This is a genomic window from Shewanella sp. FeAMO (genome assembly GCF_053653955.1).
Genome location: NZ_CM132201.1, coordinates 1,158,208 through 1,175,803 on the forward strand (window position 1 = coordinate 1,158,208; position 17,596 = coordinate 1,175,803).

A 17,596-nucleotide genomic window follows, 5' to 3' on the forward strand; every position below is an offset into this window, starting at 1 on the left:
GGGAATAGCGGTGATCCTGACCTTCTCCAAGGGCTGGTCGTGGGCGGGGTTTACCGTCTGTGGCCTTATGGTGGCGCCTTTGCTGGCGCTGGTCATGCAGGCGTTCGAACCGGGTGAAACCCGCTTTGGGCAGATGTTTGCCACTGTGTTGCCGTCATACATAGCCAATACCTTCTGGCTGATGTTGGGGGTGAGTGTCGGCAGTCTGCTTTTGGCGGTGCCGGCTGCCTGGCTGGTGGCGCGCTGTGAGTTTCGGGGCCGGCGCCTGTTCCAGTGGGCTCTGTTGTTGCCGCTGGCCATGCCGGCCTATATCGTCGCTTATGTGTATACCGATTTACTGGATTATGCCGGGCCTGTGCAGCGGTTTTTACGCGCAAGTTTTGGTTGGCAATCGGTAACCGACTACTGGTTTCCCGATATTCGAACTCTGGGCGGCGCCACAGTGATGTTGTCGCTGGTACTCTTCCCCTACGTTTACCTCTTGGGGCGCACTGCGTTTCTGGAGCAATCCTTAAGTTTGCAGCATGCAGCCAAGGTGATGGGCTGCTCGCCATGGCAGAGTTTCTGGCGTTTGTCGCTGCCAATGGCGCGCCCGGCGCTGGCGGCCGGTGTCGCCCTGGTGGCCATGGAAACCATGGCTGACTTGGCGACGGTCAATTATTTTGCGGTATCCACCCTGACCACGGCTGTTTACGACACCTGGCGAGCCTATGGTGACTTGGCGGCCGCGGCTAAAATTTCGCTATTGATGTTGCTTGGTGTCTTTACTCTGTTTGCGCTGGAGCGTATGGCGAGGCGCAAACAGCAATTGTTTCAAAAGCAGCTGTTGCTGGAGGCGCCAGAGCCTTACCGGCTCAAAGGTTGGCGTGAGTGGTTGGCGCTCGGCTACTGCTCGCTGTTGCTGCTGCTGGCGTTTGTTTTGCCATTTGTCATTCTCGGCAGTTACGCCTTGGATTACTGGCAGCAGAGCTGGAACAGTGACTTTTGGCAGTACAGTCTCAACAGCCTAACGGTCGCCGCCATCAGCAGTGTATTGTGTTTGCTCTTGGCTATCCTCTTGATGTTCATTCGCCGCCTGAGTCCGCGAAAGTGGGACATACTGCCATCCCGTCTGGTCAGTACCGGCTACGCTCTGCCGGGCACTGTGCTGGCGATTGCCGTGCTTATTCCGCTGACCTGGCTCGATTTCAGAATCGATGATCTCTATGCCCTGTTCGAGCGCCAAGGCCCGGGGCTCTTGTTCACCGGCAGTATCGCCGCCCTGGTGCTGGCGTTTTGTATTCGCTTTGCCGCCATCGCCATCGGCAGCATAGAGAGCAGTTACAAACGGCTGTCGCCTTCTCTCGACATGGCGGCCATCAGCCTGGGCAAGACACCGGGTAAAGTACTGGCATTAATCCATCTGCCATTGCTGCGCAGCGGTATTTTTGCGGCTCTGCTACTGGTATTTATCGAGGCGATGAAAGAGTTGCCGGCTGCCTTGCTGCTAAGCCCTGTCGGGTTTCACAACCTGGCTACCCAAGTGTTCCAATACGTCTCCGATGAGCAGTTGGAGCAGGGGGCGCTGGCGGCTATTGTCATTGTGTTGGTGGGGCTGGTGCCCTTGATTTATCTCAACCGTTCGCTGGAGCAAAACAACTGATGTCGACCCTGAGTGTCAAGCAACTCCACAGCCATTATGGCGCCCAACAGGTGCTCAAAGGGCTGAGCATTACCTTGCAAGCCGGTGAAATTGCCGCCCTGCTCGGACCCAGTGGTTGTGGCAAAACGACCTTGCTCAGAGCCATTGCCGGACTGCAGCCGGTCTCCGCCGGTGAAATTCATATCAGCGGCAGTGCAGTAACCACGGATAAGCTGCAGGTTCCGGGAGAGGAGCGTGGCGTGGGGATGATCTTTCAGGACTATGCCCTGTTTCCCCACTTGACGGTCGCGCAGAATATCCTCTTTGGTGTCAAGGGATTGAATAAGGCGCAGCGTCTGAGCAGACTTGAGGAGATGTTGGATCTGGTCAAGCTCCCGGGGCTTGCTGAACGTTATCCCCACGAGTTGTCCGGCGGTCAACAGCAAAGGGTGTCGATTGCCAGGGCGCTTGCCTATGAGCCTGAACTGCTGTTGTTGGATGAACCCTTCTCCAACATAGATGCCCAGGTACGCGGCGAGCTGATGCTGGAGATTCGTGCGATCCTCAAGAGCCGTAACGTCAGCGCCGTATTTGTGACCCACAGTAAGGATGAAGCCTTTGTTTTTGCCGATACCCTGGCGCTGTTTGAAGATGGAAAAATAGTGCAGCAAGGCAGTGCTGAAACTCTCTATGCCAACCCGGTCAATCGCTATGTGGCGGACTTTCTCGGCAGGGGTAATTATCTTAAGGCCCTGGTCAGCTGCGAACACTGTGTCGATACTCAAATCGGTCGACTTAAAAGCTCTTTGCCCCATGGTTTGCCACTGAACTGGCAGGGCGAGTTGTTGCTGCGGCCACAGCAGTTGGAGTTACGACCCGACGAACAGGGCCTGGCCGTGGTTACCGAGCGGCGTTTTCTGGGCAATGTTTGCCATTATGATGTGCAGCAAGAGGGCGTCATACTCGAGGTTCGTAGTCATCAGGTACAGTTTTCTCCAGGGCAGAGAGTCAGGCTGTCGGCACTGGAACATCCGTTGGTGTTGTTCGGTAATGGCTGTTAACAACAATTGTTTCATAAGTTTGCTGTGGGTGATAATTTGTTTGTCTCTGTGTTATAGCAAGCAATCGGTTTGATTGAACTCATCACAGGTATTCACTGAACCCCGGACTCGCCCATGCGCCGCTCCGGGATGAGAGCGGAGGCGAGATGCATAACTACAGCAATAATAAAATGCAGGACGCACAAGGGATACGGAATATCAGCAACAACTCATGTCGTCAGCTGTTACTCGGCGTCATCGGGAGTTTGGCTGTTTTCTGCAGCACGGGAAGCATGGCGATGGACAGAATCACGGGTGCGGCCTTTGCGAGCCGCTCTGAAGTCTATGCGGTCAATGGCATGGCGGCAACCAGCCAACCACTGGCGACTCAGGTGGCGGTCGATATTCTTAAGCAAGGAGGCAGTGCCGTAGATGCCGCGATTGCTGCCAATGCCATGCTGGGGTTGGTTGAGCCTACGGGTTCAGGCATAGGCGGCGATCTTTTTGCCATTGTCTGGAGCGCCAAAGAGCAGCGGCTCTATGGGCTCAATGCGTCTGGCCGCAGTCCGGCTTCTTTGACGCTGGAGATGCTCAAGGCCAAAGGGCTTGAGCATCTGCCGCCTTATGGGCCTTTGCCCGTATCCGTGCCCGGTGCCGTGGATGGCTGGTATGAACTGCATGACAAGTTCGGCAAATTGCCCATGAAGGATAACCTGGCGCCGGCTATTCATTATGCCCGTGAAGGATTTCCGGTTTCCGAGCTCATCGCCTTCTATCTGGCTCGCAGCGGTGACAAGCTGGCCAAATACCCGGGGTTTAAAGAAACCTATATGCCAGGCGGCCGCATGCCGGCCGTCGGTGAATTGTTTCGAAACCCGGCTTTGGCAAACAGCTATGAAAAAATTGCCAAGGGGGGCCGGGATGTCTTTTACAAAGGAGAGATAGCCCGCAGTATTGCCGCTTATATGCAACAACAGGGCGGTTATCTTTCCTATGAAGATCTCGCTTCTCACAAGAGTGAGTGGGTCGAGCCTGTATCGGTTAATTATCGGGGCTATGATATCTGGGAGCTGCCACCCAACGGCCAGGGAATAGCTGCACTGCAGATCCTTAAAACCCTGGAGCCATTTAATCTCAAGGCCATGGGGCTGGACAGCGCCGAATATGTGCATCATTTCGTGGAAGCAAAAAAGCTGGCGTTTGCCGACCGAGCCAAGTTCTACGCCGACATGGACTTTGCCAAAGTGCCGGTAGCCTCACTTATCTCCAAAGAATACAACTACGCCAGAGCCAAGCTTATCGATGCTGACAAAGCCGCCGCCAGTGTTGAGGCGGGTAATCCCAATCTTTTACACGGTGATACCATCTATCTCACTACCGCCGATAAAGAAGGCAATATGGTGTCTCTCATCCAGAGCAATTATCGTGGCATGGGCTCAGGCATGACGCCTCCGGATTTGGGATTTGTGTTACAGGACAGGGGCCAGCTGTTTGATCTCACTCCCGGGCGTGCTAATTCCTATGCACCGGGTAAGAGACCGTTTCATACCATAATTCCGGCCTTTGTCACCAAAGATGGCAAGCCTTGGCTCAGCTTTGGCGTCATGGGGGGAGCCACCCAACCCCAGATGCACGCTCAGATCATGATTAATCTGATTGATTTTGGCCTCAACCTGCAGGAGGCGGGCGATGCTCCAAGAATACTGCATACAGGTTCTAGCCAACCGACCGGCGAGCAGATGACAGATGGCGGTTATATCAGTCTCGAGTCGGGCTTTTCCATGGAAACCCGCCGTGAGCTGATGAAAAAGGGGCATACTTTGAGTGATTCTCTCGGAGCTTTTGGTGGTTATCAGGCCATAGGCGTCAATGTTGAAAGCGGCGTTTATCGGGGAGCGTCCGAGTCCCGAAAAGACGGGCAGGCATCAGGTTATTGAAAGCAATCGGCAAAAACGTGCGTGAGCTAATTCAAATTAATGCTCAAGTTGCGGATAATAAGGCCGAAGATGAATTAATCTGAAAGGGTAGATTGCAAATGGATACACAGGTTATGCCACGGGAACAACTGGGAATCTGCGCTGAGGGAAATCTGCACAGCGTTTATCTGATGTTCAATGCCAACGAAGGCGGAGAGTCACAACTGCGTCCTTGCCTGGCCAATGTCGCCCAGTATTTGTATGAGCTGGCAGATCAGTATGCCGACAGTGCCTTTAACGCCTTTGTGGCGATTGGTGCCAACTTTTGGGATCACCTCTATCCGGGAAGCAGACCGGCTGAACTCAGGCCGTTCCCTGCTATGGAGTCGGGTAACCGGGATGCGCCGGCGATAGAGTTCGATATTTTTATTCACCTGCGTTGTGATCGCCTGGATATTCTTCATCTGGTAGCCAATGAGGTCAACGAAATGCTGGAAGGGTTGGCTGAACTGGAAGAGGAGGAGCGCGGGTTCCGCTTTATGGACAGCCGCGATCTGACCGGTTTTGTCGATGGCACAGAAAACCCCAAGGGCAGAGGCCGTCAAGCTGTAGCCCTGGTAGGTGATGAAGACGATGCATTTCGCGGCGGTAGCTACATTCATGTACAGAAATATGTCCATAATCTGAGTAAGTGGCACAGACTGCCGCAGAAAAAGCAGGAAGACATCATAGGCCGCACCAAGCAGGACAACATAGAGTACGCCTCGGAAGACAAACCGCTGACGGCACATATCAAGCGGGTAAATCTCAAGTATGACAATGGTGAGTCGATGGAGATCCTGCGTCAGAGCATGCCCTATGGTTCTGTAAAACAGCAGGGTTTGATGTTTATTTCCACCTGTAAGACACCTAACCATTTTGAAAAGATGCTTCACAGTATGGTTTTCGGTGACGGAGAAGGACACCATGATCACCTGATGCACTTTACTCAGGCGGTAACTGGTTCCTCTTTCTTTGCCCCATCTCTGGATTTCATGATCCAGTTTGATGATTAATAGCGCGATAAAAACAAAAACGCCCCTCATTGAAGGGCGTTTTTTTATGGCATTTTCAACTCAGTCTGTGTAATTGAACAGCGACTTCACTGTTTCCAGAGTTTCATCAATGGTCTTGATGCTGGAAGGGCAGATGAAAATAGTATCATCACCGGCGATAGTGCCCAGAATACCTTCTGGCTTGCCGATGGAGTCCAACAGCCTGGCAATTAACTGCGCCGCCCCCGGGCTGGTACGCACCACTATCATGGCTTGGTTATGATCCACATCCAATACCAGATTCTTCAGCGGGCTGCCGGCGGTAGGTACCCCTAGTTCAGCCGGTAAGCAGTAGACCATCTCCTGCTTGGCGTTACGAGTGCGCACGGCACCGAACTTGCTCAGCATGCGCGAGACTTTGGACTGGTTGATATTGGCAAAGCCTTCGGCTTGCAGTGCATTGACTATTTCACTCTGGGAGCCGAAGCGCTCCTCTTTAAGCAGAGCCTTGAAGGTTCTGATTAGCTCATCCTGATTTTTGCTTGCTTGCATTATCTTCTTCTGTCGTTATTCAGAAAATCCCGGTCATTCTGCATATCAAACGGATAAGTGTCAACAAATACCCAAGATGTCTGCATAAAAATGCAATGTAGGTCATTTGGTGGGTAAAAGAAGCCTCAGTGGGCAGTAGAAAATGCTGAAGTTAATTCAGCTTTTGATGAAACAGAGTCATATGACTAAGGGATAATTGCTATTTTTGTGACGATCCTTTAATGTTGCGCCATCACAGAATTAGATCTATGTCACACATAATTCCGAGAATTGACGGAGATAACTATGAAAGTTGCTGTACTTGGTGCTGCTGGTGGTATCGGCCAGGCTCTTGCCCTTCTGTTGAAAACCCAATTGCCTGCCGGCTCTCAGCTGTCACTCTATGATATCGCCCCCGTAACGCCTGGGGTTGCCGTGGATCTGAGTCATATCCCGACAGCAGTTGAAGTTAAAGGTTTTGCCGGTGAAGACCCAACGCCTGCACTGGAAGGTGCCGATGTGGTGCTGATTTCTGCCGGTGTTGCCCGTAAGCCGGGCATGGATCGTTCTGATCTGTTCAATATCAATGCCGGTATCGTCCGTAACCTGATTGAAAAAGTGGCCGCGACTTGTCCCAAGGCGCTGATCGGTATCATCACTAACCCAGTGAACACCACTGTGGCCATTGCTGCTGAAGTACTGAAAAAAGCCGGTGTTTACGACAAGAACCGTCTGTTCGGTGTGACGACTCTCGATGTCATCCGCTCTGAAACCTTTATCGCCGAAGCCAAAGGGCTGAACGTTGCCGATGTTAAAGTCAATGTGATTGGCGGCCACAGCGGTGTGACCATTCTGCCTCTGTTGTCTCAGGTTGAAGGTGTCAGCTTCTCTGATGAAGAAGTTGCTGCCCTGACCAAGCGTATTCAAAACGCTGGTACTGAAGTGGTTGAAGCCAAAGCCGGTGGCGGCAGCGCGACTCTGTCCATGGGCCAGGCCGCTTTCCGTTTCGGTCTGTCGCTGATCCGCGGTCTGCAGGGTGAAGCCAATGTGATCGAGTGCGCCTATGTTGATGGTGGCAGTGAGCACGCTGAATTTTTTGCCCAGCCAGTGGTACTCGGCAAGAATGGTATCGAAAAGGTTCTGCCGTATGGAGAGCTGAGTGCGTTTGAAACCAATGCCCGTGACGCCATGCTGGATACCTTGAAGGCGGATATCAAACTGGGTGTAGACTTCGTTAAGTAAGTCAACTTCAGTGAATAAAAAGGAGCGCCGCGGCGCTCCTTTTTGCTACTTGAACTTATTCGACTCTGGCCTTGCTGGCTAGTTTCTTTGGCAAAACAGCCGAATTCTCTCCTGCTGCTCCTTTATCTGCGCCTGCCGTTCTTCTTCTGTCATCTTAATCATTTCACCGGAGGCCTCATCTTTACGTTGTAGTCTGGTGTGGGTATTGAGTACATCCAATTGGAATTTGGCCTTATCACAAATAGCCTGAGCCTGGGCCGCATCTTTCTCCTTGATCAATTTGGCCTGTTTCTCAGATTCCGTTTCCTGCACAACGTCATCTTTTCGCTGCGGCGCGACCGTGCCAATTCTGGCGGGTTGCAGATTTTGGCTGTCCAGTTCGGTGGCTTGTTGTTGTGGCGGCGGCTCCTGGCTGTAGTGGGTAACGCCATTTTCATCGACCCAAGTATAGATGGGCGTTGCCGAGGCAGCGTTGGCTCCGAGTAATGCCAGCAGAGCCATAAATAGGCTGATCCTTATCATTGTCTGTTTCCGTTTCTGCAGGGTGAGCTTGTCTGAGCAAGTGTGTTATCTTTGCCGCTATAGACCTTTATTACACCATCAGGTTAAGTGTATGCAAAATTTATCCAAGCCAACAATAAAAACCCGTGGCATCTATCTGTTACCCAATCTGATGACAACGGCAGGATTGTTCTCGGGCTTCTATGCTGTTATCGCTTCCATGAATGGGCACTTTGAGGCATCGGCTATTGCTGTATTTGTTGCCATGTTATTCGATGGACTGGATGGTCGTCTGGCGCGTTTGACCAACACTCAGAGTGCCTTTGGTGCCGAGTACGACTCGATGGCAGATATGGTATCCTTCGGTATGGCTCCGGCCTTGATAGCCTATAACTGGGGGCTTTCTGAATTGGGCAAAATAGGTTGGCTGGCGGCCTTTATCTATTGCGCCGGGGCTGCCTTGCGTCTGGCGCGCTTCAATACCCAAGTAGGAGTGGCCGATAAACGTTTCTTCCAAGGGCTTGCCAGTCCGGCCGCAGCGGCTCTTATTGCTGGCAGTGTCTGGCTGGGGCAGGGCTACGGCGTCTCAGGGCATGATATAGGCATATTGGTGGCCCTGGTCACGGCCGTTGCCGGTCTGTTGATGGTGAGTAATTTCCGCTATCACTCCTTTAAAGAAGTCGATTGGCGTGGCAAGGTGAACTTCCTGGTGATCTTGCTGGTAGTGGCCGTATTTGTGGTGATCTCGGTCGAGCCTGCATTAATTCTCTGTCTGCTATTTTATCTCTATGCTCTCTCGGGGCCTGTGGTTACCATTCGCAGCGTTAGAAAACTCAAGGTGTCTCATGTCGTTGGTGATGACGATGAGGCAGATGACTGTGATGACAAAGCATCAAGTGCAGAGAACTCTCCCATTTCCCATGCTCGAGATAACAAAGATAGCGATAACAAAGAGAGCGCCGAAGAAAAAGAAGATACGGGAGATAAAGCGAGCCAAGACAAGCTCAAGTCATGAATCTCTCTTGAAAGTGAAAACTTTGGGCTGCCACTCAAAAGGCTTTTACTCTGCAAAGCGGCAAAATATGTGCTAAACCTAGATCCCACCTCGAGTGAAATAGCCTTATGAAGACTCGTTTCACTCGGGCAACGGAACCCAACTTGCTAACTGTTCGACTCAAGGACGTAAGTTCGGGCATAGGTTCGGCATAGGTTTGGCATAGCTTCGAGCAGAGATGCAGAGGACTGATATCACTTTGACGAGCAACTCTGGTTAGTGAGCAAGTCAGCTTGCATAGCCATCTCAGTCGGTTCAAGTTACTCATCAAGATAAAAAGGGACTTTAGGGTAATATCTATGTTGCTCAAAGGTTGGTTTTGTCCTGTTGATGCCTAAATAGTGTTCGCTTGGTGTGGTTTTGCAAAAATCCCCCTTGCACAAAAGTTTTGGCTCCCTATAATGCGCTCCCACTGACACGGCACAGCGGCAACGCGAAAGACGTGACAGGGTCGAAGAAAACGGCTCTCGAGTCCTTTCAACGACAGGCGAAAAAAAAGATGGTAAATACCTCTTGACGCCGCAGCAGGAAAGCGTAGAATACGCAGCCCTGACCCGATTGCCACAGCGCCTAAGGGATTGCTCTTTAACAAGATAAACAAGCAAATCTGTGTGGACACTCACAGGCATTGAGAAATCGACAAAACGATTTAACTCGATGAAGAGTGTTCATACGAACAGAATTCATTGAGTCGATTCTTCGGAATCAACCAAAACTTTAATTGAAGAGTTTGATCATGGCTCAGATTGAACGCTGGCGGCAGGCCTAACACATGCAAGTCGAGCGGTAACATTTCAAAAGCTTGCTTTTGAAGATGACGAGCGGCGGACGGGTGAGTAATGCCTGGGAATTTGCCCATTTGTGGGGGATAACAGTTGGAAACGACTGCTAATACCGCATACGCCCTACGGGGGAAAGCAGGGGACCTTCGGGCCTTGCGCTGATGGATAAGCCCAGGTGGGATTAGCTAGTAGGTGAGGTAAAGGCTCACCTAGGCGACGATCCCTAGCTGGTCTGAGAGGATGATCAGCCACACTGGGACTGAGACACGGCCCAGACTCCTACGGGAGGCAGCAGTGGGGAATATTGCACAATGGGGGAAACCCTGATGCAGCCATGCCGCGTGTGTGAAGAAGGCCTTCGGGTTGTAAAGCACTTTCAGCGAGGAGGAAAGGGTGTAAGTTAATACCTTACATCTGTGACGTTACTCGCAGAAGAAGCACCGGCTAACTCCGTGCCAGCAGCCGCGGTAATACGGAGGGTGCGAGCGTTAATCGGAATTACTGGGCGTAAAGCGTGCGCAGGCGGTTTGTTAAGCGAGATGTGAAAGCCCCGGGCTCAACCTGGGAACCGCATTTCGAACTGGCAAACTAGAGTCTTGTAGAGGGGGGTAGAATTCCAGGTGTAGCGGTGAAATGCGTAGAGATCTGGAGGAATACCGGTGGCGAAGGCGGCCCCCTGGACAAAGACTGACGCTCAGGCACGAAAGCGTGGGGAGCAAACAGGATTAGATACCCTGGTAGTCCACGCCGTAAACGATGTCTACTCGGAGTTTGGTGTCTTGAACACTGGGCTCTCAAGCTAACGCATTAAGTAGACCGCCTGGGGAGTACGGCCGCAAGGTTAAAACTCAAATGAATTGACGGGGGCCCGCACAAGCGGTGGAGCATGTGGTTTAATTCGATGCAACGCGAAGAACCTTACCTACTCTTGACATCCACAGAATCTGGTAGAGATACCTCAGTGCCTTCGGGAACTGTGAGACAGGTGCTGCATGGCTGTCGTCAGCTCGTGTTGTGAAATGTTGGGTTAAGTCCCGCAACGAGCGCAACCCCTATCCTTACTTGCCAGCGGGTCATGCCGGGAACTTTAGGGAGACTGCCGGTGATAAACCGGAGGAAGGTGGGGACGACGTCAAGTCATCATGGCCCTTACGAGTAGGGCTACACACGTGCTACAATGGTCAGTACAGAGGGTTGCGAAGCCGCGAGGTGGAGCTAATCCCATAAAGCTGGTCGTAGTCCGGATTGGAGTCTGCAACTCGACTCCATGAAGTCGGAATCGCTAGTAATCGTGGATCAGAATGCCACGGTGAATACGTTCCCGGGCCTTGTACACACCGCCCGTCACACCATGGGAGTGGGCTGCACCAGAAGTAGATAGCTTAACCTTCGGGAGGGCGTTTACCACGGTGTGGTTCATGACTGGGGTGAAGTCGTAACAAGGTAGCCCTAGGGGAACCTGGGGCTGGATCACCTCCTTACCTAAGCGATAATTGGTGCTTTTGAGTGTTCACACAGATTGCTTGTTCATAGAGCAGGCCGTTGACCCTGGTAGGTCAATGAGTTCTTTAACAATTTGGAAAGCTGATAGTAGACATCAAGACCACTCTTAGGAGTAGGAATTGATGCATACAAATTGAGTTCTCAAACACTTCAATCAAGTGTTTTGGAAATTCTTCAAGGCGAGTCCACTTCCTTAACCCGGAGGTGAGACAAGTAAACCTAAGCTGGTTGCAATACAGTCCGATAAAAACTCATCCGGGTTGTATGGTTAAGCGACCAAGCGTATACGGTGGATGCCTTGGCAGTCAGAGGCGATGAAGGACGTAGTAACTTGCGAAAAGCGTTGGTGAGCTAGTAACAAGCATTTGAGCCAGCGATGTCCGAATGGGGAAACCCGGCAGCATAAGCTGTCATCACTAAGTGAATACATAGCTTAGTGAGGCGAACGAGGGGAACTGAAACATCTAAGTACCCTTAGGAAAAGAAATCAACCGAGATTCCCCAAGTAGCGGCGAGCGAACGGGGATTAGCCCTTAAGTCTTTGGGGTGTTAGTGGAATGTGTTGGAAAGCACAGCGGCACAGGGTGATAGCCCCGTACATGTAAACTAACCAGAGATGAAATCGAGTAAGGCGGCACACGTGATATGTTGTCTGAATATGGGGGGACCATCCTCCAAGGCTAAATACTCCTGACTGACCGATAGTGAACCAGTACCGTGAGGGAAAGGCGAAAAGAACCCCTGTGAGGGGAGTGAAATAGAACCTGAAACCGTATACGTACAAGCAGTGGAAGCGGTTCTTGAGACCGTGACTGCGTACCTTTTGTATAATGGGTCAGCGACTTACATTTAGTAGCGAGGTTAAGCGAATAGCGGAGCCGTAGGGAAACCGAGTGTTAACTGCGCGTATAGTTGCTAGGTGTAGACCCGAAACCCGGTGATCTAGCCATGGGCAGGTTGAAGGTTGAGTAACATCAACTGGAGGACCGAACCGACTAATGTTGAAAAATTAGCGGATGACTTGTGGCTGGGGGTGAAAGGCCAATCAAACCGGGAGATATCTGGTTCTCCTCGAAAGCTATTTAGGTAGCGCCTCGGACGAACACCTTTGGGGGTAGAGCACTGTTAAGGCTAGGGGGTCATCCCGACTTACCAACCCTTTGCAAACTCCGAATACCAAAGAGTGCTATCCGGGAGACAGACGGCGGGTGCTAACGTCCGTCGTCAAAAGGGAAACAACCCAGACCGTCAGCTAAGGTCCCAAAGTAATTGCTAAGTGGGAAACGATGTGGGAAGGCTTAGACAGCTAGGATGTTGGCTTAGAAGCAGCCATCATTTAAAGAAAGCGTAATAGCTCACTAGTCGAGTCGGCCTGCGCGGAAGATGTAACGGGGCTAAGCAATTCACCGAAGCTACGGGTACTGATGCTTGCATCAGTGCGGTAGAGGAGCGTTCTGTAAGCCGTTGAAGGCGAAGGGGTAACCCACGCTGGAGGTATCAGAAGTGCGAATGCTGACATGAGTAACGATAAAGGGGGTGAAAAACCCCCTCGCCGAAAGACCAAGGGTTCCTGTCCAACGTTAATCGGGGCAGGGTGAGTCGACCCCTAAGGCGAGGCTGAAAGGCGTAGTCGATGGGAAACGGGTTAATATTCCCGTACTTCTGCTAACTGCGATGGAGAGACGGAGAAGGCTAGGCCGGCGCGGCGTTGGTTGTCCGCGTTTAAGGTAGTAGGTGGTGTGCTTAGGCAAATCCGGGCACACATACACTGAGAGCTGACGACGAGTCCCTACGGGGATGAAGTGGTTGATGCCATGCTTCCAGGAAAATCTTCTAAGCTTCAGGTTAGCAGGAATCGTACCCCAAACCGACACAGGTGGTCGGGTAGAGAATACCAAGGCGCTTGAGAGAACTCGGCTGAAGGAACTAGGCAAAATGGTACCGTAACTTCGGGAGAAGGTACGCTCCTGTTGGTGATGAGACTTGCTCTCTGAGCTGACGGGAGTCGCAGATACCAGGTGGCTGCAACTGTTTATCAAAAACACAGCACTGTGCAAAATCGCAAGATGACGTATACGGTGTGACGCCTGCCCGGTGCCGGAAGGTTAATTGATTGGGTTATCTTCGGAGAAGCTCATGATCGAAGCCCCGGTAAACGGCGGCCGTAACTATAACGGTCCTAAGGTAGCGAAATTCCTTGTCGGGTAAGTTCCGACCTGCACGAATGGCGTAATGATGGCCACGCTGTCTCCAGCCGAGACTCAGTGAAGTTGAAATTGCGGTGAAGATGCCGTATACCCGCGGCTAGACGGAAAGACCCCGTGAACCTTTACTATAGCTTGGCACTGAACATTGACCCTACATGTGTAGGATAGGTGGGAGACTATGAAGATGAGACGCCAGTCTTGTTGGAGTCAACCTTGAAATACCACCCTTGTAGTGTTGATGTTCTAACCTGGGCCCCTAATCGGGGTTAGGGACAGTGCCTGGTGGGTAGTTTGACTGGGGCGGTCTCCTCCCAAAGAGTAACGGAGGAGCACGAAGGTTGGCTAAGTACGGTCGGACATCGTACGGTTAGTGTAATGGCATAAGCCAGCTTAACTGCGAGACAGACACGTCGAGCAGGTGCGAAAGCAGGTCATAGTGATCCGGTGGTTCTGAATGGAAGGGCCATCGCTCAACGGATAAAAGGTACTCCGGGGATAACAGGCTGATACCGCCCAAGAGTTCATATCGACGGCGGTGTTTGGCACCTCGATGTCGGCTCATCACATCCTGGGGCTGAAGTCGGTCCCAAGGGTATGGCTGTTCGCCATTTAAAGTGGTACGCGAGCTGGGTTCAGAACGTCGTGAGACAGTTCGGTCCCTATCTGCCGTGGGCGTTGGATGATTGAGGGGAGCTGCTCCTAGTACGAGAGGACCGGAGTGGACGAACCGCTGGTGTTCGGGTTGTCATGCCAATGGCATTGCCCGGTAGCTACGTTCGGAATCGATAACCGCTGAAAGCATCTAAGCGGGAAGCGAGCCCCAAGATGAGTCATCCCTAGGGCCTGGAGCCCTCTGAAGAGCCGTTCGAGACCAGGACGTTGATAGGCAGGGTGTGTAAGCGTTGCGAGGCGTTGAGCTAACCTGTACTAATGACTCGAGAGGCTTAACCATACAACCCAGATGGGTTTTACGGACTTGAAGAAGTCGATACTTGATTGAAGTTTGAACTCAGGCTCTGAAAAGAGCACAGCCAAGAATACCGGTCGCTTAGCTCAGCCGGGAGAGCACCTCCCTTACAAGGAGGGGGTCACTGGTTCGATCCCAGTAGCGACCACCATATTTCAAAGCAACAGCTTTCTGAATTGAAGAACAAAGGTTAATGACGCAGGTAATTGTTTGGCTGACAAAGCCGTGACGAGCGAGCCGCGCAGTGTACTGAAGTACATGAGCAGCGTAGCGAGGAAACAATACCGTCAGACGGACAATTAATCAGTAAGAATATGTCTGGTGACAATAGCATTGTGGTCCCACCTGATCCCATCCCGAACTCAGAAGTGAAACGCAATCGCGCCGATGGTAGTGTGGGGTCTCCCCATGTGAGAGTAGGTCATCGCCAGACGCCACTTTGGTTTTCACTTTTTAGAAAAGTGAAGACAAAACAGTAACGATGGATCCCCAGCACCTTGTGTTGGGGATTTTTCGTTTTAATTGCATTTTGAAATGTCCACTCTCACATGGGGAAGATAAAGAGTCCGAACGCAGTGAGGCACAATTCCATGTGGAGTAGGGTGAGGTTATCGCGTTTATCAAACTCAGTTTGATGCGACAGACGAACGCGGAGAGCTTGCTCGAAGCTGGCCATCGCCAGACGCCCAATTTTATCTTCACTTTCTTAAAAAGTGGAGACAAAACAGTAACAAAAAAGCCCTAGCATTTAGCTAGGGCTTTTTTGTTTGTCTCGCTTCCAGCGAGCACGACTTAACATGCAGCCCAAAGCTGCTGGCGCAGTGTGTGCCCCTCAGCTCGCAGCCAAGCTGCTTCGCGCTACAGCCATCTATCAAGCTGTGCTTGATGAGCAGATGTCTTTCGCCCCCATGTGAGATGGTGCTGTGGAGATATTGAGAATAGATTGACCCGCTTGTCTGGGCAGATTTATCCAGTCTCTGGAGCACAAAGACTTCACCCAACCGGTATCCTCAATAAAGGTACTCGAGGCTTAAGTAAAGAAGCCACCTGAACAAGGTGGCTTTTTTGCGTTTGGAACCTGTGAATTTTGCATTAATCCAGCTCTAGATGTCTGGCGCTGTATGGTGATGACTCACCTATCTTGCTAACCTATCATCGTTCACCTTTCCATTATTCCCTCAATTACTATTTGATGCCGCTTGGATGACAGTTACCGGACTCCCAGGAAATGAATCGATCACAGCTTGTGCTTCTTTTGGGGTTGTTTATGATCTTGGGATTGCCAGAAAAAGGAGTCAGGCATGAAGCAGACCAATTCCCAAAAGAAACTCACGGTTGAACGCTTGCTGAGAGTCGATGGCACTGAGGCTAATCTATACCGGGGGGAAGAGAACATCTTTTTCTTAGCGGATGATAAGGGTTGCCTGTTGCCGATTAAAGATAAGGAAGGAGCCACTATCTATGGCATAGATACTAAGGCTTTTGCCCATCTTGGCGGCCACTTCTACGGCGATAAGACTCATCTCTATATACGTCCTGAGCGCAGCGGTCGCTGGGGTGTCTTTCCTCTGGTCCACGGTCACTTGAGAATATTGAATGAATGGTATGCATTTGATGAGCGCTATCTTTACTCCGGGATGTTTGGCGCTCGTAGGCGTATTGAGGGGGAACTCAGGATACCTCCGGGAAAGGGATACTATGCTGTCGATAGTAAACATGCCTACATAAATTCGACCAGAATAAACAATAGCTGCGCTGCCAGTTTCATCGGCCTGGAGTGCGATTATGCCCGAGATGCGAGTCAGGTGTATTTTCGTGGCAAGGCCATTGAAGGCGCTGACCCTGATAGTTTTCTGAGCTTTAACTTCAACGAACGCACGGGATTAGGCTTCGATGCCATCGACAAATACAGGGGCTACAATCTGGGGAAGGCCGACTCGAATAGTGCGGAGATAAAAGATCTTCAACTTTTCTTCAGTCTCTATCCGGGAAGTGAACAGACATACTCCTGGCTGTTAAACAGCAAAAGCAGTACCGACGAAACGGAACTCAGCTGGCAGTTTTTGGGTGATGGTTTTGCCGTTACTGAGCAGGCGGTTTATTTCACGCTACCGCCTTTTGCCTTGGCGGGAGAAAGTCTGCAAGGAAACCATGCAGGACGACTGCAGGATAAGGACAAGTATCAATGCTTGACTGAACTGGCGCCGGGCAAGTTCCAATATTTACAGCAGGGCTATTATCTGTATGACTGCCAACTCTACTGGCGAGACCTTGAAGACAGGTACCATTTTTGTGCGTTAAAGCTCAGTAAGGTCAATGCCGCGACGTTTACTTGTATTGGTGGTGAGTATTTCACTGATGGGAGCAAAGTCATCTGTCGTGGCAAGATATTGAAAGGTGTTCAGCCAGATGTTGTACAGCTTTACTCTGAATACCTATTGAGTGACGGCCTGTCGCTCTATTATCGGGGCAAGAAATTGAGTCGTGTGATGCTGGAGAACTTTGAATACCTCGGACACCATTATTTCAGTATTGCAGGACAGCTTTATCGTCATGACCGCGAGTTGAAAAACGCCAAGTCTCAATCGGTTTACCAAAGCAATTGCCGCTTTATCTCCGCTGAGTGTTTTGCCCTGAATAATGGCAGAGTGATTTATCGTAATCTTTTGCAAAACAAACAATTGGATGGTGCAAGTTTGGTAGTTTTCAATCACTACTTTGCCAAGGATGGTAAGCATGTATATTGCATCGACTGGAATGACAGGTTTCATGTAATAGCTGAGGCTGATCCGAAAACCTTTCACGCTCCAGATTTCAGACAAGATGTTAAGCTGCAGCAAAAAGGGCATGATAAGCAACGGACTTTTGATTGGCGGCAGTTGTTACCTGAGCCCGAATATTCCTGAGCCTTTGGCTTATGTTCTGGGCTGGTTCGCTGTTTACGGCTGCTTGGTTTTGTCTAGAGAAAACCCTGGATGCCCACCACGGCTTGGCTTTGCCTGAAAAAGCTGCAATCAGAGGTGTTTGTGCCAAAAAGTCCTTTACCTTTAGGAAGGCTTTTTGCATAATGCCCCTCGTTCCACAGGGGTGTAGTTCCAATTGGTAGAACAGCGGTCTCCAAAACCGACGGTTGCGGGTTCGAGTCCTGCCACCCCTGCCACATTCCAGACGGCCCGCATAGCAATATGCGGGCCGTTT

General features: G+C 51.2%; 9 protein-coding genes, 2 tRNA genes and 3 rRNA genes. 12 read left to right on the forward strand and 2 right to left on the reverse strand.

All coding sequences use genetic code 11. The annotated features are described in order from the left end of the window. The first annotated feature begins 10 nt into the window (after positions 1-10). From ACWAU4_RS05220 to ACWAU4_RS05235, 4 genes are all read left to right on the forward strand, one after another. Complete coding sequence (locus ACWAU4_RS05220) at positions 11-1,642, forward strand: ABC transporter permease (RefSeq protein WP_101059765.1); 1,632 nt, start codon at positions 11-13, stop codon at positions 1,640-1,642. Continuing rightward, on the forward strand, positions 1,639-2,682 hold the full coding sequence (locus ACWAU4_RS05225; RefSeq protein WP_208126098.1) for an ABC transporter ATP-binding protein: 1,044 nt from the start codon (positions 1,639-1,641) through the stop codon (positions 2,680-2,682). The genes ACWAU4_RS05220 and ACWAU4_RS05225 overlap by 4 nt, the downstream gene beginning before the upstream one ends. A 272-nt stretch (positions 2,683-2,954) precedes the next feature. Next, a complete protein-coding gene (gene ggt / locus ACWAU4_RS05230; protein ID WP_243756828.1) occupies positions 2,955-4,598 on the forward strand; it encodes a gamma-glutamyltransferase in 1,644 nt (547 codons plus the stop codon). A gap of 98 nt (positions 4,599-4,696) precedes the next feature. Further along, positions 4,697-5,632, forward strand: a complete 936-nt coding sequence (locus ACWAU4_RS05235) for a Dyp-type peroxidase (RefSeq protein WP_025886988.1) — start codon at positions 4,697-4,699, stop codon at positions 5,630-5,632. A gap of 60 nt (positions 5,633-5,692) precedes the next feature. Here ACWAU4_RS05235 and argR read toward each other — a convergent pair whose 3' ends face one another. Further along, entirely contained in the window at positions 5,693-6,163 is a 471-nt protein-coding gene (argR, locus tag ACWAU4_RS05240) for a transcriptional regulator ArgR (protein WP_025012091.1), read from the reverse strand. A 285-nt stretch (positions 6,164-6,448) separates the two neighbouring features. Here argR and mdh point away from each other — a divergent pair, with 285 nt between their 5' ends. Continuing rightward, positions 6,449-7,384: a malate dehydrogenase gene (mdh, locus tag ACWAU4_RS05245; protein ID WP_025012092.1), complete on the forward strand. Its 936-nt coding sequence runs from the start codon at positions 6,449-6,451 to the stop codon at positions 7,382-7,384. A gap of 78 nt (positions 7,385-7,462) precedes the next feature. On the opposite strand, the gene ACWAU4_RS05250 is transcribed toward mdh, so the two are convergent. Next, complete coding sequence (locus ACWAU4_RS05250; RefSeq protein ID WP_025890175.1) at positions 7,463-7,906, reverse strand: DUF4124 domain-containing protein; 444 nt, start codon at positions 7,904-7,906, stop codon at positions 7,463-7,465. Between the two features lie 91 nt (positions 7,907-7,997). On the opposite strand from ACWAU4_RS05250, the gene pssA reads away from it, so the two are divergent. From pssA to ACWAU4_RS05285, 7 genes are all read left to right on the forward strand, one after another. Further along, positions 7,998-8,900: a CDP-diacylglycerol--serine O-phosphatidyltransferase gene (pssA, locus tag ACWAU4_RS05255; protein WP_025012094.1), complete on the forward strand. Its 903-nt coding sequence runs from the start codon at positions 7,998-8,000 to the stop codon at positions 8,898-8,900. Positions 8,901-9,657: 757 nt separating this feature from the next. After that, positions 9,658-11,202 (forward strand): 16S ribosomal RNA (locus ACWAU4_RS05260). Between the two features lie 288 nt (positions 11,203-11,490). Next, positions 11,491-14,383 (forward strand): 23S ribosomal RNA (locus tag ACWAU4_RS05265). A gap of 90 nt (positions 14,384-14,473) precedes the next feature. Next, positions 14,474-14,549: transfer RNA gene (locus ACWAU4_RS05270), tRNA-Val, on the forward strand. Positions 14,550-14,715: 166 nt separating this feature from the next. Beyond that, a 5S ribosomal RNA gene (rrf, locus tag ACWAU4_RS05275) occupies positions 14,716-14,831 on the forward strand. The 16S, 23S and 5S rRNA genes sit together here with 1 tRNA gene alongside, the layout of an rRNA operon. A gap of 868 nt (positions 14,832-15,699) precedes the next feature. Beyond that, positions 15,700-17,304 carry a DKNYY domain-containing protein gene (locus ACWAU4_RS05280; protein WP_208125592.1) on the forward strand — a complete coding sequence of 535 codons (1,605 nt, stop codon included), beginning with the start codon at positions 15,700-15,702 and terminating at the stop codon, positions 17,302-17,304. 177 nt (positions 17,305-17,481) lie between these two features. After that, positions 17,482-17,558, forward strand: a tRNA-Trp gene (locus ACWAU4_RS05285). Positions 17,559-17,596: the final 38 nt, after the last annotated feature.

What these genes read in the sequence shown, in the direction of transcription:
- ggt (WP_243756828.1), top strand. Translation starts at nt 2,955, where the DNA reads ATGGCGATGGACAGAATCACGGGTGCGGCCTTTGCGAGCCGCTCTGAA.
- ACWAU4_RS05235 (WP_025886988.1), top strand. Translation starts at nt 4,697, where the DNA reads ATGGATACACAGGTTATGCCACGGGAACAACTGGGAATCTGCGCTGAG.
- argR (WP_025012091.1), bottom strand. Translation starts at nt 6,163, where the DNA reads ATGCAAGCAAGCAAAAATCAGGATGAGCTAATCAGAACCTTCAAGGCT.
- mdh (WP_025012092.1), top strand. Translation starts at nt 6,449, where the DNA reads ATGAAAGTTGCTGTACTTGGTGCTGCTGGTGGTATCGGCCAGGCTCTT.
- ACWAU4_RS05250 (WP_025890175.1), bottom strand. Translation starts at nt 7,906, where the DNA reads ATGATAAGGATCAGCCTATTTATGGCTCTGCTGGCATTACTCGGAGCC.
- pssA (WP_025012094.1), top strand. Translation starts at nt 7,998, where the DNA reads ATGCAAAATTTATCCAAGCCAACAATAAAAACCCGTGGCATCTATCTG.
- ACWAU4_RS05280 (WP_208125592.1), top strand. Translation starts at nt 15,700, where the DNA reads ATGAAGCAGACCAATTCCCAAAAGAAACTCACGGTTGAACGCTTGCTG.